This window comes from Burkholderia sp. NRF60-BP8 (assembly GCF_001522585.2).
In the GTDB taxonomy this organism is placed as follows: Bacteria; Pseudomonadota; Gammaproteobacteria; order Burkholderiales; family Burkholderiaceae; genus Burkholderia.
In genome coordinates this window covers 666,294-683,049 of record NZ_CP013373.1, presented here as the reverse complement: position 1 = coordinate 683,049, position 16,756 = coordinate 666,294, and the positions used below count along the sequence as shown (strand labels likewise).

The 16,756-nt window shown below is 68.5% G+C and carries 17 protein-coding genes; 8 read left to right on the top strand and 9 right to left on the bottom strand.

Translation table 11 applies throughout. From position 1 onward, the window contains the following. Positions 1-2 precede the first annotated feature (2 nt). The 4 genes from WS54_RS16365 to WS54_RS16350 all read right to left on the bottom strand — a co-directional run bounded on the left by WS54_RS16365 (position 3) and on the right by WS54_RS16350 (position 3,248). Complete coding sequence (locus WS54_RS16365; RefSeq protein WP_059779236.1) at positions 3-1,280, bottom strand: MFS transporter; 1,278 nt, start codon at positions 1,278-1,280, stop codon at positions 3-5. Positions 1,281-1,471: 191 nt separating this feature from the next. Continuing rightward, positions 1,472-2,053 carry a YceI family protein gene (locus WS54_RS16360; protein ID WP_034187441.1) on the bottom strand — a complete coding sequence of 194 codons (582 nt, stop codon included), beginning with the start codon at positions 2,051-2,053 and terminating at the stop codon, positions 1,472-1,474. A 65-nt stretch (positions 2,054-2,118) separates the two neighbouring features. Continuing rightward, positions 2,119-2,679: a YceI family protein gene (locus WS54_RS16355; RefSeq protein WP_034206447.1), complete on the bottom strand. Its 561-nt coding sequence runs from the start codon at positions 2,677-2,679 to the stop codon at positions 2,119-2,121. A gap of 8 nt (positions 2,680-2,687) precedes the next feature. Further along, on the bottom strand, positions 2,688-3,248 hold the full coding sequence (locus WS54_RS16350) for a cytochrome b (protein ID WP_034206446.1): 561 nt from the start codon (positions 3,246-3,248) through the stop codon (positions 2,688-2,690). 259 nt (positions 3,249-3,507) lie between these two features. On the opposite strand from WS54_RS16350, the gene WS54_RS16345 reads away from it, so the two are divergent. The 6 genes from WS54_RS16345 (at position 3,508) to WS54_RS16315 (ending at position 11,187) form a co-directional block, all read left to right on the top strand. Then, positions 3,508-4,173, top strand: coding sequence for a paraquat-inducible protein A (locus tag WS54_RS16345; RefSeq protein ID WP_034206445.1), 666 nt, complete (start codon positions 3,508-3,510; stop codon positions 4,171-4,173). Next, positions 4,170-4,805: a paraquat-inducible protein A gene (locus WS54_RS16340; RefSeq protein WP_034206444.1), complete on the top strand. Its 636-nt coding sequence runs from the start codon at positions 4,170-4,172 to the stop codon at positions 4,803-4,805. Before WS54_RS16345 ends, WS54_RS16340 begins: the two co-directional genes overlap by 4 nt. Further along, positions 4,798-6,417: a PqiB family protein gene (locus tag WS54_RS16335; RefSeq protein WP_034206443.1), complete on the top strand. Its 1,620-nt coding sequence runs from the start codon at positions 4,798-4,800 to the stop codon at positions 6,415-6,417. Before WS54_RS16340 ends, WS54_RS16335 begins: the two co-directional genes overlap by 8 nt. Further along, positions 6,414-7,133, top strand: a complete 720-nt coding sequence (locus tag WS54_RS16330) for a PqiC family protein (RefSeq protein ID WP_059779234.1) — start codon at positions 6,414-6,416, stop codon at positions 7,131-7,133. The genes WS54_RS16335 and WS54_RS16330 overlap by 4 nt, the downstream gene beginning before the upstream one ends. A 471-nt stretch (positions 7,134-7,604) precedes the next feature. Next, positions 7,605-9,719, top strand: coding sequence for a site-specific recombinase (locus WS54_RS16320; RefSeq protein ID WP_059779232.1), 2,115 nt, complete (start codon positions 7,605-7,607; stop codon positions 9,717-9,719). Between the two features lie 166 nt (positions 9,720-9,885). Then, on the top strand, positions 9,886-11,187 hold the full coding sequence (locus tag WS54_RS16315; protein ID WP_059779230.1) for a THUMP domain-containing class I SAM-dependent RNA methyltransferase: 1,302 nt from the start codon (positions 9,886-9,888) through the stop codon (positions 11,185-11,187). 73 nt (positions 11,188-11,260) lie between these two features. Here WS54_RS16315 and WS54_RS16310 read toward each other — a convergent pair whose 3' ends face one another. Further along, the gene (locus WS54_RS16310; protein ID WP_059779228.1) at positions 11,261-11,725 is read right to left on the bottom strand and encodes an SRPBCC family protein; all 465 of its coding nucleotides are present in this window, start codon (positions 11,723-11,725) and stop codon (positions 11,261-11,263) included. Continuing rightward, positions 11,718-12,050 carry an ArsR/SmtB family transcription factor gene (locus WS54_RS16305; RefSeq protein WP_034206438.1) on the bottom strand — a complete coding sequence of 111 codons (333 nt, stop codon included), beginning with the start codon at positions 12,048-12,050 and terminating at the stop codon, positions 11,718-11,720. Before WS54_RS16305 ends, WS54_RS16310 begins: the two co-directional genes overlap by 8 nt. 170 nt (positions 12,051-12,220) lie before the next feature. Here WS54_RS16305 and WS54_RS16300 point away from each other — a divergent pair, with 170 nt between their 5' ends. Together WS54_RS16300 and WS54_RS16295 are read left to right on the top strand one after the other, a co-directional pair. Next, positions 12,221-12,625 (top strand): VOC family protein, encoded by a 405-nt coding sequence (locus WS54_RS16300; protein WP_027783582.1) that lies wholly within the window; start codon positions 12,221-12,223, stop codon positions 12,623-12,625. Between the two features lie 73 nt (positions 12,626-12,698). Next, positions 12,699-13,385 (top strand): helix-turn-helix transcriptional regulator, encoded by a 687-nt coding sequence (locus tag WS54_RS16295; protein ID WP_059501008.1) that lies wholly within the window; start codon positions 12,699-12,701, stop codon positions 13,383-13,385. Between the two features lie 255 nt (positions 13,386-13,640). Here the strand turns inward: WS54_RS16295 and WS54_RS16290 are convergent, their stop codons facing one another. The 3 genes from WS54_RS16290 to WS54_RS16280 are packed head-to-tail and all read right to left on the bottom strand — an operon-like array spanning position 13,641 to position 16,569. After that, entirely contained in the window at positions 13,641-15,095 is a 1,455-nt protein-coding gene (locus tag WS54_RS16290; protein ID WP_006483443.1) for an NAD(P)(+) transhydrogenase (Re/Si-specific) subunit beta, read from the bottom strand. Continuing rightward, on the bottom strand, positions 15,092-15,418 hold the full coding sequence (locus WS54_RS16285; protein ID WP_006476884.1) for an NAD(P) transhydrogenase subunit alpha: 327 nt from the start codon (positions 15,416-15,418) through the stop codon (positions 15,092-15,094). The genes WS54_RS16290 and WS54_RS16285 overlap by 4 nt, the downstream gene beginning before the upstream one ends. A gap of 11 nt (positions 15,419-15,429) precedes the next feature. Next, positions 15,430-16,569 carry a Re/Si-specific NAD(P)(+) transhydrogenase subunit alpha gene (locus tag WS54_RS16280; RefSeq protein ID WP_059779227.1) on the bottom strand — a complete coding sequence of 380 codons (1,140 nt, stop codon included), beginning with the start codon at positions 16,567-16,569 and terminating at the stop codon, positions 15,430-15,432. Positions 16,570-16,756: the final 187 nt, after the last annotated feature.

The window sequence follows — 16,756 nt, the reverse complement described above, 5'->3', positions numbered from 1 at the left end:
TTTCAGCGAAACCCGAACCGCCGCCGCAGCACGACCAGCGCCGCGAGGCTCAGCACGGCCGCGAACATCAGGTAGAAGCTCGGCGCGGTCTTCATCCCGGTCTCGCGGATCAGCCACGCGATGATGAACGGCCCGAAGCCGCCGAAGATCGTCACCGCGACGTTATACGCGAGCGACATCCCGGTCGTGCGCGTCTGCACCGGAAACACCTCGGACAACAGCCCCGGCAGCGCCGCGAAGTAGCCGGTCATCAGGAACGCGAGCAGCACCTGCAGCGCGATCAGCGTGCCGAAGCCCGGATGCGCGACGAGATACGCGAACGCCGGATAGATCAGCACGAGAATGCCGACGGCCGGCGCGATCATCACGCGCACGCGGCCGTAGCGATCCGACCAGTGGCCGACGAGCGGCGCGAACGCCATCTGGATCACGCCGACGACGAGAATCGCCGCGAATGCGGCGGACGGCGCGAGGCCGAGCTGCTTCACGCCGTAGGTCGGCATGAACAGCACGAGATAGGTCGCGACGGTGCCGAGCACGACCACGCCCATTGCCGCGACGAGGCGCGCCTTGTGCGACGCGAACGTATCGCGCAGCGGGTTCGCGGTGCCTTCGGCCGCGAGGAATTCGGGCGTCTCGTCGACCTTGGTGCGGATGTAGTACGCGACCGGCCCGAGCAGCAGCCCGAAGAAGAACGGCACGCGCCAGCCCCACGACGCCATCTGCGCGGCCGACAGCTGCGCGTTCAGCACGGTGCCGAAGCCGGCGGCGAGCAGCGTCGTGAGCCCCTGGCTCGCGACCTGCCAGCTCGCGAAGAAGCCGCGCCGGCCCGGGACGTGCTCGGCGAGGAACGCGGTTGCGCTGCCGAACTCGCCGCCTGCCGAAAAGCCCTGCATCAGCCGCGCGGCGACGAGGATCACCGGCGCGGCGACGCCGATCGTCTCGTAGGTCGGCAACACCGCGATGATCAGCGTGCCGGCCATCATCAGCAGGATCGACAGCGTGAGCGCGGCCTTGCGGCCCGCGCGGTCGGCATAGGCGCCCAGCACGATCGCGCCGAGCGGCCGCATGAAGAACGACACGCCGAACGTGCCGAGCGTGAGCAGCAGCGACACGGTGTCGTTGCCGGCGGGGAAGAACAGCTTCGAGATCGTCACCGCGAAAAAACCGTAGACGACGAGATCGAACCACTCGAGCGCGTTGCCGATCGACGCGGCGATCACCGCGCGCCAGACGCGCGGCGACGAGGCAATGGAACGGGACTGCGTGACGGCATGCATCGGCGATCTCCTTGTCGTTGTACGTTCTGTTCGAGGCGGCCGCCGTCGCGCCGTCGGCCTGCCGGCGCCGCATGGCCGCATGCTGCGCTCGGGAGATTATAGGCGCGCAAAAAAACCGCCGCGCCCCGGTCACGGGAGCGCGGCGGTTTGCCCGCAGGGGCCGGCACGATGGCCGGCCCGGCCGGAGCGTCTTACTGCTGCTTGACCGCTTCGGCCGTGATCAGCAGCTTCGTCTTCATCTTGAAGCCGTACTGCTTGCCGTAGTCGAGACCGAAATCGTCGCGGCTGAATTCGCCGACCGCGTCGACGCCGCACACTTCACGCTTGAGCATCGGGTGCGGCATGCACTTGAACGAATCGATCTTCAGCGTGAGCGGCTTCGTGACGCCGTGCAGCGTCAGATTGCCGACCACCGACACCGGCTTGTCGCCGTCGAACTTGATCGTACCCTTGTAGTTCGCCTGCGGGAACTTCGCCACATCGAAGAACTCGGCCGTCTGCAGGTGCTCGTCGAGCTTCGCGCTGCCCGTGTGGATCGACGCGATGTCGGTCGTCACGTCGACCGTGCCGGTCTTCGCGGCGCGATCGAGCGTCACGGTACCGCTCGACTTGTCGAACTTGCCGCGCCAGACCGACAGGCCGCCGAAGTGGTCGGCCTCGAAGCTCGGGTACGTATGGCTCGGGTCGAACTGGTAGGTCGCGCTTTCGGCGAAGGCCGAGAACGACAGCGAAGCAGCCAGCGCGCCGGCGGCGATGATCAGATGCTTTTTCAAACTTTTTCTCCTGGAAACGGCGCCGCGCCCTCGCGCGGCATACAGTTGAGGCGGCAACCTGCCGCTTACTTCGTGGCGACGAGATGGAACTTGATCTGCACTTCGTCCGCGACGATCGACGTGTCCTTCCACTCGCCGGTGCCGACGTTGAAGGCCGAGCGCTTGATCGGCAGCACGCCGTCGAACGTCTGCGTCGCGCCGTTTTGCGCGACCGTGACGGGCACCGTGACGGTCTCGGTCTTGCCCTTGATCGTCAGCTTGCCGGTCACGTTGTACTTGTTGCCGCCGGCCGGCGCGATCGCCGACGACACGAACGTCGCCTGCGGATAGGCCTTCGCGTCGAACCAGTCCTTGCCGGCGACCTGGTCGTTGTACATCTTGTCGCCGAGGTCGAAGCTCGCGACGTCGACCGTCATTTGCGCGCTGCCCTGCGCGGCCTTCGCCGGGTCGAACTTCACCTGCGCGGTAAATTTCCTGAACGCGCCTTCGGTCGGCACGTTCATCTGCTTCGACACGGCGGACACCTTGCTCTTCGCGAGATCGACGTCGGCATGCGCCGCGCCCGACGCGACAAACGCCGCCGCGGCGAACACGGTCAGCATGGAGCGGGAGAAAGACACTTTCATGGGATCCTTCATTTGGCAAAGGGAAGCATGCGCGACAACAGGCCGTCGCGGTCCAACAACTGATGCTTGAGCGCCGCGAGCACGTGCATCGCGACGAGCGCAAGCAGAATGTAATTCAAAGACACGTGCAGCGTCTTGAAGGTTTCCTTGAGCGCCGGATCGGGGTCGATCAGGCGCGGCAGCGGCACGATGCCGAGATAGACGACCGGGATGTTCGACGCCGAGCTGTACAGGTAGCCCGTCGCCGGAATCACGATCATCAGCACGTACAGCAGCATGTGCACGCCGTGCGACGCCGCGCGCTGCCACGCCGGCGTGTCGCCCGGCAGCGGCGGCGGCACGTGGGTCGCACGCCAGAGCACGCGCACGACGGCGAGCGCGAACACCGTCACGCCGATCCACTTGTGCCACGAGAAGTACTTCAGCTTGGTCGGCGTGAAGCCGGGGATGTCCGTCATCACCCAGCCGAGCGCGAAGCCGCAGACGATCAACAGCGCGATCAGCCAGTGCAGGGCGATCGCGGTAGGCGCGTAGCGTGCCGGCGCGGCCGGCGGCGATTTCGATGCCATCTTGGGTTCCTCAGTTCAGCGAACGGCTGCGCCGGTAAATTCGGCCGACGCATGTCGAGGGCGCCATGCTACCGCAACCTTTTGACGCGCGCGGACTCTGAGGACAGGCGCGCCAGTCGGCTGACGGCTTCCCGTCATGTTACCGACCGGTCACGCAACGCACGATCCTTGACCCATCGAAAAAGCCCTTTTGGTAAGATTGGCGCGGGTTCCGGCCCCGTCGACGCGTTCCCCCGGCCGTCGCAACACCGCCTTTTCCATGCAACGATACGACCTGATTGCCTGCCACGAATGCGACGCACTGTTGCATAAACCGCGCCTGAGCGGCCGCGAGATCGCACGCTGTCCGCGCTGCGACGCGCTGCTCTATCGCAACAGCACCACGCAGATCGAGCGCATCACCGCGCTCGCGGTCGCGGCGCTCGTCACGTTCGTCATCGCGCAGGCGTTCCCGATCCTCGAAATGGACCTGAACGGCACACGCGTGCAGACGACGCTGATCGGCGCGATCGATGCGCTGTGGCATCAGGACATGGCGATCGTCGGCGTGATGGTGTTCTGCTCGACCGTGCTGTTCCCGCTCGTCGAGATGGCCGCGCTCCTTTACGTGCTGCTGCCGATCCGGCGCGGCATCGTGCCACCCGGCCTCAACCTCGTGCTACGCACGATCCAGCTCGTGCGGCCGTGGGGGATGATCGAGGTGTTCATGCTCGGCATCGTGGTCACGATCGTGAAGATGGTGAGCCTCGCGCGCGTCGTGCCCGACGCGGCGCTGTTCGCGTTCGGCGCGCTCACGCTGATGACCGCCGTCGTGCTGATGTTCGACCCGCGCACGGTATGGGACATCGCCGACGACCTGCGCGCCGGCCGCGCGCCCGAGCGGCCCGACCCGGCCGCGCCGCTGCCGGACGCGCCGCGCCGATGACGCAGCCCACGCCTACCGCCGCCCGCGAGGGCTACGCCAGTTGCCACGCGTGCGGGCTCGTGCAGACGATCGACCGGCCGCACGCGCATTGCGCGCGCTGCGGCAGCGCGCTTCACGTGCGCACGCCGAACAGCGTCATGCGCACGTGGGCGCTGCTGCTCGCGGCCGCGATCCTCTACATTCCGGCGAACCTGCTGCCGATCATGCGGACGTCGTCGATCGTCGGGTCGCAGCAAGACACGATCATGAGCGGCGTCATCTATTTCTGGACGTCCGGCGACTGGCCGCTCGCCGTGGTCGTGTTCGTCGCGAGCATTCTCGTGCCGATGCTCAAGCTCGCCGTCCTGACGATCCTCGTCACCAGCGCGCAGCGTCGCGCCGCCTGGCGGCCGCTGCAGCGCACGCGCCTCTATCGGATCGTCGAGCGCATCGGCCGCTGGTCGATGCTCGACATCTTCGTCGTGACGCTGACCGTCGCGCTCGTCCATTTCCGTTCGCTCGCCGTCATCACGGCCGGCCCCGGCGCACTCGCGTTCGGCTCGGTCGTGATCCTGACGATGCTCGCGTCGATGCAGTTCGATCCCCGCCTGATCTGGGATCCAGTCGAAACCTCAGGGAATCACCATGAATAGTCCACAAGGCCCGCAGCACGACGCGCCCCGGCCGCCCGATCCGGCGATCTCGACGAAAAGCGGCTGGCTGCCGTCGCTCGTCTGGCTCGTGCCGCTGATCGCCGCGCTGATCGGCATCGGCCTCGTGATCAAGTCCGTGCGCGAGCGCGGCCCGGAAATCACGATCAGCTTCCACAGCGCCGAAGGGCTCGAGCCGGGCAAGACCCAGGTCAAGTACAAGGACGTCGAGATCGGCATGGTCAAGACGATCAAGCTGTCGAAGGACCTGTCGCGCGTGCTGGTGCAGGTGCAGCTCAAGAAGGAAGCCGAGGACTTCGCGGTCCAGGGCTCGCGCTTCTGGATCGTGCGCCCGCGCGTGGGCGCGACCGGCGTGTCGGGGCTCGGCACGCTGCTGTCCGGTGCGTACATCGGCGTCGACGCCGGTCACGGGCAGGACACGCTGACCGACTTCACCGGCCTCGAGACGCCGCCCGCCGTCACGGGCGACCAGAAAGGCACGCAGTACGTGCTGCGCGGCGATTCGCTCGGCTCGGTCGACATCGGCTCGCCGGTCTACTACCGCCGCGTCCAGGTCGGCCAGGTGGTCGGCTTCTCGCTCGACAAGGACGGCACGGGCGTCACGTTCAACGTGTTCGTCAATGCGCCGTACGACCAGTACGTCGGCATGAACTCGCGCTGGTGGCAGGCGAGCGGCGTCGATCTGCGGCTCGACTCGAGCGGCCTGAAGCTGAACACGCAGTCGCTCGCGACGGTGATCCTCGGCGGCATCGCGTTCCAGACGCCGCCGAACCAGGGCAGCGGCACGACCGCGCCGAACAACACGACGTTCCGTCTCGGCTCCGACGAGGGCGACGCGATGCGCGACCCGGACGGCCAGCCGCTGCAGGTCGTGATGAACTTCAACCAGTCGCTGCGCGGCCTCGCCGTCGGCGCGCCGGTCGACTTCCGCGGAATCGTGCTCGGCGAAGTGACGAACATCGGCATCGACTTCGATCCGAAGACGAAGAACTTCCTGATGCCGGTGACGATGAACGTGTATCCGGAACGCCTCGGCCGCCGCTTCCGCGAGACGATCGAGAGCAAGGGCGAACCGGCGCGCCGCGAAATCGTCGAGCGGCTCGTCCAGCACGGGCTGCGCGGCCAGCTGCGCACCGGCAACCTGCTGACGAGCCAGTTGTACGTCGCGCTCGACTTCTTCCCGAAGGCGCCGGCCGTGAAGATCGACACGGCCCGCCAGCCGCTCGAGCTGCCGACCGTGCCGAATACGCTCGACGAGCTGCAGTTGCAGGTCGCCGACATCGCGAAGAAGCTCGACAAGGTACCGTTCGACCAGATCGGCGCGAACCTGAACAGCGCGCTCGCGAACGCCGACAAGCTGTTCAAGCAGCTCGACACGCAGGTCGCGCCGGAAGCGCGCGACACGCTGTCGGCCGCGAAGCAGACCTTCTCGACCGCCGAGGCGACGCTGCAGCAGGATTCGCCGCTGCAGTCCGACGTGCGCGGCGCGCTGAAGGAACTCACGCGCACGCTGCAATCGCTGAACGCGCTCGCCGACTATCTGGAGCGCCACCCCGAATCGCTGCTCAAGGGCAAGCCAGGAGATAAACCATGACGACACGCGTGAACGGTTTCGCGAGCGGCGCGGCGGCAGTCTTCGCCGCACTCGCGCTCGCCGCGTGCAGCTCGCCGCCCGCGCGGTTCTACACGCTCAGCCCGGCCGACGCCGCGGCGCCGCTGCGCACCGCGCCGGCCAACCCGGCGTTCCTGATCGAGGTGCCGTCGGTCGGCGTGCCGGAGCAGGTCGCGAGGAACCAGTTGGTCGTGCAGAAGAACGCCGCGCAGGTCGACGTGCTCGAGCAGGAACGCTGGGCGTCGCCGCCCGCCGACGAGATCCGCCGCGCGCTGTCGGACGATCTCGCCGCTCGGCTCGGCACGATCGACGTCGCGAATTCCGCCTATCCGGCCGGCGTGCCCGTGTATCGCATCAGCGTGAACGTGCAGCGCTTCGAGTCGTGGCCCGGCAAGCGGGCCGCGATCGACGCCGTGTGGAGCGTGCGCTCGCTCGCCACGCAGGCCGTGATGACCTGCCGCACGAGCGTCGCCGAACCGGTCGCCGACGGCTACGACGCACTCGTCGCCGGCCACCGGCGCGCGCTCGACGCGATTGCCGCGCAGGCCGCGGACGGCGTGCGCGCAATGGCCGCCCGCCGCGGCGCGCCGGCCGCGCCCGCCGCCGGCGGCAAGACGACGGCCGCGCCGGTCGTGCCGTGCCCGGCCAACCCGACGTCCGGCGGCGACGCCGGCGCGACGGGCAAGTCCGGCGCATAAGCGAACGCCGACGGCGCGCAGGCGAACGTTCGGCACGGCGTTCGCCCGCGCGGTGTCGAACGGCGCGGCGCGACCGGCCGCGCGCGCCGCCCGTCGGAGGCTGCACGCCGCCGGCCTCGCGCACCGCCTTCATCGGCCGAACGGCCCTTTACATTCTTTGTCAAAGCCGCCGGAACCCGCGCCATGCAACGCGGTCGGCTTGCGTTTTCCGGCCCGATTGACGATCCTACGCACTTTCGGGCTCGCGCCGTTCGTCGTGCGCACCAGCCAGCGGCGCCGAGCCGCGTTCGGCCCGGCCGCCGTGCCTCCCGGCGCTGCGCGCGGTCGGCGTGCACCACAGCGGGGCAGCCGCATCGCGGGTCGCCGCGCCCCGTCCGGCGCCGGCCCCGTCTCACCCGTTCTCCCGGCGCCGCGCCGTTTCCCCGGCCGGCATCCCGAACCCGCCCGTCCCGGGCTTTCGCTATTCCGTTTATGTTTCGTTCCCTGACGACCCTGATCAAGAAGTGGCGCGCGTCGCGCAATGCCGGTCACCAGCTCGATGCGCTGCTCGCGCATGCCGACGCCGACGCGTCGTACGCCGAGCGCAGCGAATGGCTGATCGAGCTCGCGCACTGGCTGCGCCGCAACGGCACGGTGCAGGACACGCCGGCCGAGCGCAACGCCGACACGCGCGCGTATCCGGCGCATGCGCGGCTGCGCTACCTGTTCCACGTGCTCGATCGCAACCCCGCGTGGAAAGCGCACGCCGCGCGCATCCTGCGCGGCATCCTGCGCGAGTGCGACGGCATCTCGCTGCTGTGCGACGCCGGCATGCCCGTGCATTCGGGCTTCTTCGGCGCGCTGTTCGAGCGGATCGATTCGTCGCTGATCCCGCCTGCGCCGAACCGCCGCGAGCTGTCGGCGCTGTTCACGCTGATGTTCCCGACGCCCGAGGACGCGAAATGGATCGACGCGCTGCCCGACGATCTGCTCGCGCGCCTCGCCGAGCTGCTCTCGTTCGACGTCACCGACGAAGAGCGCCACGAGCCCGGCTCGTTCTCGCGCGACCTGCTGGCCGCGCTGCACAACCTGACCTGCCAGATCAGCTCGACCGGCCTGTCGCAGACGGTGCGCAGCCGGCTGTCCGACGACGATGCGCGCAAGCCGCTCGAATCGCAGCCGTTCTACCGCCTCACGCGCGCGATGCTCGCGGTCGAGACCGCGCACGCGGCCGTCGAGGACGGCGGCGACCCGAGCAAGCTGCTGCACGAGGTGAACTACCTGCGCGTGCTGCTCGACGAATGCCGGATCGCCGTCGACAACGTGTTCGCGCACCTGTACCGCAACGGCGTGTCGGTCGACATCGTGTTCCAGGTCGAGCGGATGCGCATGCGCATCCTGCGCGCGGAGATGCTGCTCAACGCGTGGATGGCGCGCGACGACCTGCACGGCATGGCGCACCTGACCGCCGAGCTCGTCGACGCGAACCAGAGCAGCCAGAGCGTCGCGCACCTCGTGCGCAGCAACTTCTCGCTGTTCGCGCGCAAGCTCGTCGAGACCAACGCGGACACCGGCGAGCACTACATCTCGCGCGGCCGGGCCGAGTATCTGAAGATGCTGCGGATGGCGGCCGGCGGCGGCCTCGTCACGGTCGCGACCGTGTGCGTGAAGTTCGCGATCACGGGTGCGCACCTGCAGTCGATGCTCGAAGGGCTGCTGGCGGGCATCAACTACGCGGCCAGCTTCATGCTGATGCACTTCCTGCATTTCACGCTCGCGACCAAGCAGCCCGCGATGACCGCGCCGACGCTCGCGCGCGAACTCGACGACACCGGTCACGAGGAAGGCGTGAAGGCGTTCGTCGCGTCGGTGATCGCACTGATCCGCACGCAGGCGGCCGCGATTTCCGGGAACGTGGTCGTCGTGCTGCCCGTGTGCCTGCTCGTGCAGCTGTTCGCGGCCAACGTCACGCATACGAACCTGATCTCGCCGGAGAAGGCGCACGCGACGCTGCATTCGTTCTCGCTGCTCGGCCCGACGCCGTTCTATGCGGCGCTCACGGGCGTGCTGCTGTGGGCGTCGAGCCTGCTCGCGGGCTGGGCCGACAACTGGTTCGTGCTGCACCGCGTCGGCGACGCGCTCGCGTACAACCGTCGGCTGCGCCTGACGCTCGGCGCGGCCGGCGCCGCGAAGCTCGCGCATTTCTGCCGGTCGAACGTCGCCGGCGTGGTCGCAAACGTCGGCCTCGGCCTGATGCTCGGCCTCGTCCCGGCGATCGTCACCGTGTTCATGTTCCCGTTCGAGGTGCGGCACGTGACGCTGTCGGCCGGCTCGATCGGGGTCGCGCTCGGCGTGCTGGGCAAGGATGCGCTCCGCACGCCCGAACTGTGGTGGGCCGGCGCCGGCGTGCTCAGCATGGCCTTCCTCAACGTGCTCGTGAGCTTCGCACTCGCGTTCACGATGGCCGTGCGCTCGCGCAGCCTGCGCCCGACCAAGGTGCGCGCGCTCGTCGCCGCGATCGTCCGCACGGTGCTCGCGAAGCCGTCCGCGCTGTTCTGGCCGGCGGGCAACTCGGCCGCGCGCGCCGGCCAGCCGGGCGCACACTGACCGGCGGCGGGGGCGGCGGGGAGGTGGAGCGGCGGCGCCCCGCCGCCCCCGTCGCCCTCCCGGCACGCGCGAGCGGCCGCCGCGCCGGCGCCGCCGCGCCGAAACGCCGGCCCCGGTCGCCTGCGCCGCGTACAATAGTGGACTTTTGCACGTCCTCACCCGCCTTATGTCCTCGCCCACCCTGTTCGAATTCTTCGCCCCCTGCCCGCGCGGCCTCGAAGCGGCGCTTGCCGCCGAGCTGGCCGAAATCGCCGGCCGCCACCTGAACGGCGCGCCGTTCACCGCGGGCGCGCAGGTGCCGGGCGGCGTCCATTTCAGCGGCGGTTGGGCCGCCGGCATGGCCGCGAACCTCCATTCGCGGATCGCGAGCCGGATCCTGCTGAAGATCGCGCACCGCGCGTACCGCAACGAGCAGGACGTCTATGCGCTCGCGCTCGAGCAACCGTGGGAACGCTGGTTCGCGGCCACGCAGACGCTGCGCGTCGACATCACCGCGATCAAGTCGCCGCTGAAGAGCCTCGAATTCGCGACGTTGCGCGTGAAGGACGCGATCTGCGACCGGATGCGCGACAAGACCGGCGCGCGCCCGAGCATCGACACCGGTGCGCCGGACGTGCGCGTGTTCGCGTTCCTGACGGCGGGCGAATGCACGCTGTACCTCGACACGTCGGGCGAGCCGCTGTTCAAGCGCGGCTGGCGCCTCGACAAGGGCGCGGCGCCGCTGCGCGAGAACCTCGCGGCCGGCATCCTGCGCCTGACCGGCTGGACGCCCGGCACCGCGCTGTACGACCCGATGTGCGGCAGCGGTACGTTCCTCGCGGAAGCCGCGCAGATCGCGCTCGGCGTGGCGCCCGGCGTCGAGCGCCGGTTCGGCTTCGAAAAGCTCAAGCAGTACGACATCACCGCGTGGCAGGGGCTGAAGGTCCCGGCGCTCGACGCGAAGCGCGCGGCGCGGGCCAGGCGCGGCGACGCGCTCGGCGTGTACGGCAGCGACATCTCCGGCGACATGCTCGAGAAGGCGCGCGCGAACCTCGAGCGCGCGGGCGTGCCGTCGGTGTGGCTCAAGCAGGTCGATGCGCGCGGGATGACGCCGCCGTGCGACGGGCCGGGCATCCTCCTCGCGAATCCGCCGTACGGCGAGCGGATCGAAGTGCGCGGCCGCAGCGCGCGCGGCGAGGTGCGCGAAACCGGCCGCAACCGCGGCAACGACGACGCATTCCGTCGCACGCACACCGACGCGCCGGACAGCGAGTTCTTCAACGCGCTCGGCGATGCGCTGAAGCAGCGCTTCACGGGCTGGCAGGCGTTCCTGCTGACGTCCGACCGTTCGCTGCCGGGCCAGTTGCGCCTGCGCGAATCGGCCAAGACGCCGCTGTTCAACGGCGCGCTCGAATGCCGGCTGTTCCGCTTCGACCTGATCGCCGGCAGCGTGAAGGCACGCGCGGCCGCGCCGGAGGGCGACGCGTAAGCCATCCGTGCGCTTGCGCAAGCCACGACGTGCAGGGGCCGCCATCGCGGCCCCTGTGCTTTTCCGCTGCCGGTCAATGCTTCGACTGCGACCAGCGCGCCATCGTAAACGGCAGTGCATGCCCCGTCTCGAGCAGCGTCTTCAGGCTCGACAGCACGACCGGCCAGCCGCCGCGAATCCCGCGGTCCATCTCCGAACCGGGCACCAGCCCGTCGTGCGTGACGGTCAGCTTCACGACGCCCTCGTGCGGCTCGACCAGATAGGTCACGCGCGATTCCTCGCCCTCCCCCGACGGCGTGCGCCACGTGACGACCAGCCGGCGCGGCGGATCGTTCTCGACCACTTCGCCGACGATGTCGACCCGCGACGGATCGTCGTAGTCCTGATGTTCCCACCGCGAACCCGGCCGCCAGTCGGGCGACGCGTTGCGATGCCGCACCCAGTAGTCCTTCGTCAGCTCGGCATTGGTCAGCGCGTCGAACACGCGCTCGGGCGTGGCCGCGATGAAGGTCACGTACACGAAATCGGGATTACCCATCGTCGTCTCCCGTGTCGCGGGGCGCTTCCAGCCCCCGCTTGAGGTCCGCCAGCGCCTGCAGGCGCTGACGCTCGAACTTGCCGATCCAGCGTTGCGCGATGTCATGGATCGGCACCGGATTCAGGTAATGCAGCTTCTCCCGGCCGCGCCACGTCGTCGCGACGAGGTTCGCGGCCTCGAGCAGCGCGAGATGCTTGCTCACGGCCTGCCGGCTCATCGCGAGCCCGTCGCACAGCTCGGACACGGTCTGGCCGTTTTTTGCGTACAGCAGATCGAGCAACCGACGGCGCGTGGCGTCGGCCAGCGCCTTGAAAACGAGATCCATGCCGCTCCCGGGTCAATGGCCTTATTATGCAACCGAATGGTTGCATGTCAAGGGTGACAACTCTACTGACAATACGGTGTCAGCAGCCCGCGATCACACTGCAATCCCGGCGCAATGCAGGCTGGTTTTCCCATCGAATCCGCATAACAACGCAACACAAGGAGCTCGTCATGACGTCAGCAACCGCCACTGCAACCCTGGAACGCGCGATCGCCTGGTTCGACATTCCGTCCCTCGATTTCGACCGCGCGATCCGCTTCTACGAAACCGTGCTGCAAACCACGTTGCAGCGCGAGGTCATCGGCGGCGTGCCGATGGCGACGTTCGATCGCGACGCATCGAGCACGGGCGGCAGCATCGTGTTCGATCCGCAGCAGATGAAGCCGAGCGCGAACGGCGTGCTCGTCTACCTGAACGCCGGCGAATCGGTCGTCGCGGCGCTCGAACGCGCGAAGCGCGCGGGCGGCGTCGTGCAGGGATCCGTCGTCGAGCTGCCGAACAACTACGGCTACGTCGGCTACCTGATCGACACGGAAGGCAACCGCGTCGGCCTGCACGCGCCGAAATGCCACTGAGCGCAGCGGTCAGCGGGCTCGCGCGGCGCTATCATCGCGAAGTCCCCGTAGCCAGAGGAATCGAGGTGCCGTCATGACCCGCCGTGCCGACCGCCTGTTCCAGATCGCCGAGCTGTTGCGCGGGCGTCGTCTCACGACCGCGCAGCAACTGGCCGACTGGCTGTCGGTGTCGCCTCGCACGGTCTACCGCGACGTACGCGACCTGCAACTGTCGGGTGTGCCGATCGAAGGCGAGGCCGGCATCGGCTACCGGCTGAACCGCAACGCGAGCCTGCCGCCGCTCACGTTCACGGCCGAGGAGCTGGCGGCGCTCGCCACCGGCGCGCGCATGCTCGAGACCTGGGGCGGTGCGCGCTTCGCGAGCGGCGCGCGCTCGGCGCTCGCGAAGATCGCGTCGGCGATGCCGGCCGACAAGCGTACGGCGCTCGACCGGCTGCCCGTGTTCGCGCCGTCGTTCCACATCGACGCGACGTTTTGCGCGAAGGTCGACGCGATCCACCAGGCGATCGACACGCGCCACATCGTCAGCTTCGACTATCGCGACCGGCTCGGCGCGCATTCGCAGCGTCGCGTCTGGCCGCTCGGGCTCGTCTACTGGGGCGGGCGCTGGACGATCGGCGCGTGGTGCGAGCTGCGCGACGATTTCCGCACCTTCGACATCGCGCGGATGGGCGACATCACCGTGCACGAGCAGTTTCCGGACATGGAGGGCCGGCGGATCGCCGACTACATGCGGATCGCGGAAGCGCCGATGCGCTGACGCGGCGTGGCGGCGAGCGCGCGGTCGCGTCGAGCGGGTTCTTCGCGGCCGGGCTCAACCGGTGTGCGTCGCGACGGGCGGCGATGCGCGCCCGATCGATCCGGCCGACCGCGTGCGCGACACGGTCACCGCCTGCGTCGCACGCCTCATCGCACCATGAAAAAGGCCCGGCCGGCTTGTGAACTGCACCGGTCGGGCCCGTCCGCGGCCGCGACGCCCGCGCATCGAAGCGGGCGCCGCGTGCCGGCGCCTGCGTTACTCGACCGCCTTCACCATGTCCTCGATGACCTTCTTCGCATCGCCGAACACCATCATCGTCTTGTCCATGTAGAACAGGTCGTTGTCGAGACCCGCGTAGCCGGCCGCCATCGAACGCTTGTTGACGATCACCGTGCGCGCCTTGTACGCCTCGATGATCGGCATCCCCGCGATCGGCGATTTCGGATCGTTCTTCGCGGCCGGGTTCACGACGTCGTTCGCGCCGAGTACGAGCACCACGTCCACCTGGCCGAATTCGCCGTTGATGTCCTCCATCTCGTGCACGATCTCGTACGGCACTTCCGCTTCCGCGAGCAACACGTTCATGTGGCCCGGCATCCGGCCGGCGACCGGGTGGATCGCGTACTTCACGTCGATGCCCTTCTCGACCAGCTTGTCGGTCAGCTCCTTCAGCGCATGCTGCGCACGGGCGACGGCGAGCCCGTAACCCGGCACGATCACGACCGATTCCGCGTTGCCGAGCATGAACGCCGCGTCGTCGGCCGAACCCGACTTCACCGGCCGCTGCTCCTGAGCGCCCGCCGCGCCGCCGGCCGCCGCTTCGCCGCCGAACCCGCCGAGGATCACGTTGAAGAACGAGCGGTTCATCGCGTGGCACATGATGTACGACAGGATCGCGCCCGACGAGCCGACCAGCGAACCCGCGATGATCAGCATCGCGTTGTTCAGCGAGAAGCCGATGCCGGCCGCCGCCCAGCCCGAGTACGAGTTCAGCATCGACACGACCACCGGCATGTCCGCGCCGCCGATCGGAATGATGATCAGCACACCGAGCACGAACGCGATCGCCGTCATGATGATGAACGGCAGCCACGCCTGCGTGATGAAGAACAGGATGCCGAAGCCGAGCATCGCGATCGCGAGCATCAGGTTGATCAGGTGCTGGCCCGCGTACACGACCGGCGCGCCCTGAAACAGCCGGAACTTGTACTTGCCCGACAGCTTGCCGAACGCAATCACCGAACCGGAGAACGTGATCGCGCCGACGAACGTGCCGATGAACAGCTCGACGCGGTTGCCGTACGGGATGAAGCTCGACGACACCGCGTCCTGCGGCACGAGCCCGAACGCTTCCGGCTCCGACACCACCGCATACGCGATGCACACGGCCGCGAGACCGATCAGCGAGTGCATGGCCGCGACGAGTTCCGGCATCTTCGTCATCTCGACGCGCGCGGCGACGAACGCGCCGACGCCGCCGCCGACGATCAGCGCGCCGAGCACGAGCGCGAGGCCGAGCGGCAGGTTCGCGCCGAGCCACGCGGCCTGCTTGACGATCAGCGCGATCGTCGTGAGGATCGCGATGGCCATCCCGACCATCCCGAACAGGTTGCCGCGCCGCGCGCTCTTCGGATTCGACAGGCCCTTCAGCGCCTGGATGAAGCACACCGACGCGACGAGGTACAGCAGCGTAACGACGTTCATGCTCATCGCGCGCCCTCCTTGCCGCCCTCGACGCGCTTGGGCTCCTTCTTGCGGAACATCTCGAGCATTCGCCTCGTCACGAGAAAGCCGCCGAACACGTTGACGGCCGCGAGCGCGACCGCGAGCGTGCCGAAGAACTTGCCGGTCGCGCCGACGGTGAGCGCCGCCGCGAGCATCGCGCCGACGATCACGATCGCCGAGATCGCGTTGGTCACGGCCATCAGCGGCGTATGCAGCGCCGGCGTGACGTTCCAGACGACGTGGTAGCCGACGTACACCGCCAGCACGAAGATGATCACGTTGATCACCGTGTGATTGATGACTTCCATGGTCTCCTCCGTTATTTGCGCGTGACTTCACCGTCGCGGCACAACAGCGTCGCGGCGACGATGTCGTCGGTCAGGTCGATGTTCAGCGCGCCTTCCTTCGTGACGATCAGCTTCGTGAAGTCGAGCAGGTTGCGCGCGTACAGCGCCGACGCGTCCGACGCGACCATCGACGCGAGATTCGTGTAGCCGGCGATCGTCACGCCGTTGTGCACGATCACCTGGTCGGCAACGGTCAGCGGGCAGTTGCCGCCCCGGCGGCCGTCGATTTCCGGGCCGCGGCCGGCCGCGAGATCGACGAGCACCGAGCCGGGCTTCATCGCCCGCGCGGTGTCGACCGAGATCAGCGTCGGCGCCGGGCGCCCGGGAATCAGCGCGGTGGTGATCACGATGTCGGCCTGCCTCGCCCGCTCGTGCACGAGCGCGGCCTGGCGGCCGAGCCACGATGCCGGCATCGGGCGCGCATAGCCGCCGACACCCTGCGCGGCTTCGCGCTCTTCGTCGGTTTCGAACGGGACGTCGAGGAATTTCGCGCCGAGCGACTCGATCTGCTCCTTCACGGCCGGCCGCACGTCGGACGCCTCGATCACCGCGCCGAGGCGCTTCGCGGTCGCGATCGCCTGCAGGCCCGCGACGCCCGCGCCGAGAATCAGCACGCGCGCCGCCTTCACGGTACCCGCGGCCGTCATCAGCATCGGCATGAAGCGCGGATACAGCGACGCGGCCACCAGCACGGCCTTGTAGCCGGCGATGTTCGCCTGCGACGACAGCACGTCGAGACTCTGCGCACGCGTCGTGCGCGGCGCGGCCTCGAGCGCGAAACCGGTCACGCCGGCCGCGGCGAGTTTCGCCGCCTGCTCGCCGTTGAACGGCTCGAGCATGCCGATCAGCACGGTGCCGCGCTTGAGCAACGGCAGTTCGGCGTCGGTGGGCGCCTGGACCTTCAGGACGAGATCGGCGTCGAACGCGGCCGACTGGTCGGTCAATTCGGCGCCGACGGCCGCATAGGCTTCGTCGGGATAGCTGGCTGCGCTGCCGGCCCCTTTCGCGACACTGACGCGATGGCCGGCCGCCGCATACTTCTTCACGGTTTCCGGCGTCGCAGCCACACGCGCCTCGTTGGCCCGCGTTTCAGCAGGCACTCCAATATGCATCGTCAGTTCCTCCAGTCATTGTCAGTATTTCTTTTCTTGCGATCTTTACTGCACAACGAGCCGGACAGGCTGACTTACCGGCTCACGAGCAACGGCTTTCACGCTGCACTTTAACCGAAAGCGATGGTCGCGCCAGCACTTTCCGCACGACCGTGCTCGAATGCGACAGGCGCTTGGCCCGCACCGT

Excerpts from the sequence above, each read along its gene's own strand:
- WS54_RS16365 (WP_059779236.1), bottom strand. The coding sequence starts at position 1,280 with ATGCATGCCGTCACGCAGTCCCGTTCCATTGCCTCGTCGCCGCGCGTC.
- WS54_RS16355 (WP_034206447.1), bottom strand. The coding sequence starts at position 2,679 with ATGAAAGTGTCTTTCTCCCGCTCCATGCTGACCGTGTTCGCCGCGGCG.
- WS54_RS16350 (WP_034206446.1), bottom strand. The coding sequence starts at position 3,248 with ATGGCATCGAAATCGCCGCCGGCCGCGCCGGCACGCTACGCGCCTACC.
- WS54_RS16345 (WP_034206445.1), top strand. The coding sequence starts at position 3,508 with ATGCAACGATACGACCTGATTGCCTGCCACGAATGCGACGCACTGTTG.
- WS54_RS16340 (WP_034206444.1), top strand. The coding sequence starts at position 4,170 with ATGACGCAGCCCACGCCTACCGCCGCCCGCGAGGGCTACGCCAGTTGC.
- WS54_RS16335 (WP_034206443.1), top strand. The coding sequence starts at position 4,798 with ATGAATAGTCCACAAGGCCCGCAGCACGACGCGCCCCGGCCGCCCGAT.
- WS54_RS16330 (WP_059779234.1), top strand. The coding sequence starts at position 6,414 with ATGACGACACGCGTGAACGGTTTCGCGAGCGGCGCGGCGGCAGTCTTC.
- WS54_RS16320 (WP_059779232.1), top strand. The coding sequence starts at position 7,605 with ATGTTTCGTTCCCTGACGACCCTGATCAAGAAGTGGCGCGCGTCGCGC.
- WS54_RS16315 (WP_059779230.1), top strand. The coding sequence starts at position 9,886 with ATGTCCTCGCCCACCCTGTTCGAATTCTTCGCCCCCTGCCCGCGCGGC.
- WS54_RS16310 (WP_059779228.1), bottom strand. The coding sequence starts at position 11,725 with ATGGGTAATCCCGATTTCGTGTACGTGACCTTCATCGCGGCCACGCCC.
- WS54_RS16305 (WP_034206438.1), bottom strand. The coding sequence starts at position 12,050 with ATGGATCTCGTTTTCAAGGCGCTGGCCGACGCCACGCGCCGTCGGTTG.
- WS54_RS16300 (WP_027783582.1), top strand. The coding sequence starts at position 12,221 with ATGACGTCAGCAACCGCCACTGCAACCCTGGAACGCGCGATCGCCTGG.
- WS54_RS16295 (WP_059501008.1), top strand. The coding sequence starts at position 12,699 with ATGACCCGCCGTGCCGACCGCCTGTTCCAGATCGCCGAGCTGTTGCGC.
- WS54_RS16290 (WP_006483443.1), bottom strand. The coding sequence starts at position 15,095 with ATGAGCATGAACGTCGTTACGCTGCTGTACCTCGTCGCGTCGGTGTGC.
- WS54_RS16285 (WP_006476884.1), bottom strand. The coding sequence starts at position 15,418 with ATGGAAGTCATCAATCACACGGTGATCAACGTGATCATCTTCGTGCTG.
- WS54_RS16280 (WP_059779227.1), bottom strand. The coding sequence starts at position 16,569 with ATGCATATTGGAGTGCCTGCTGAAACGCGGGCCAACGAGGCGCGTGTG.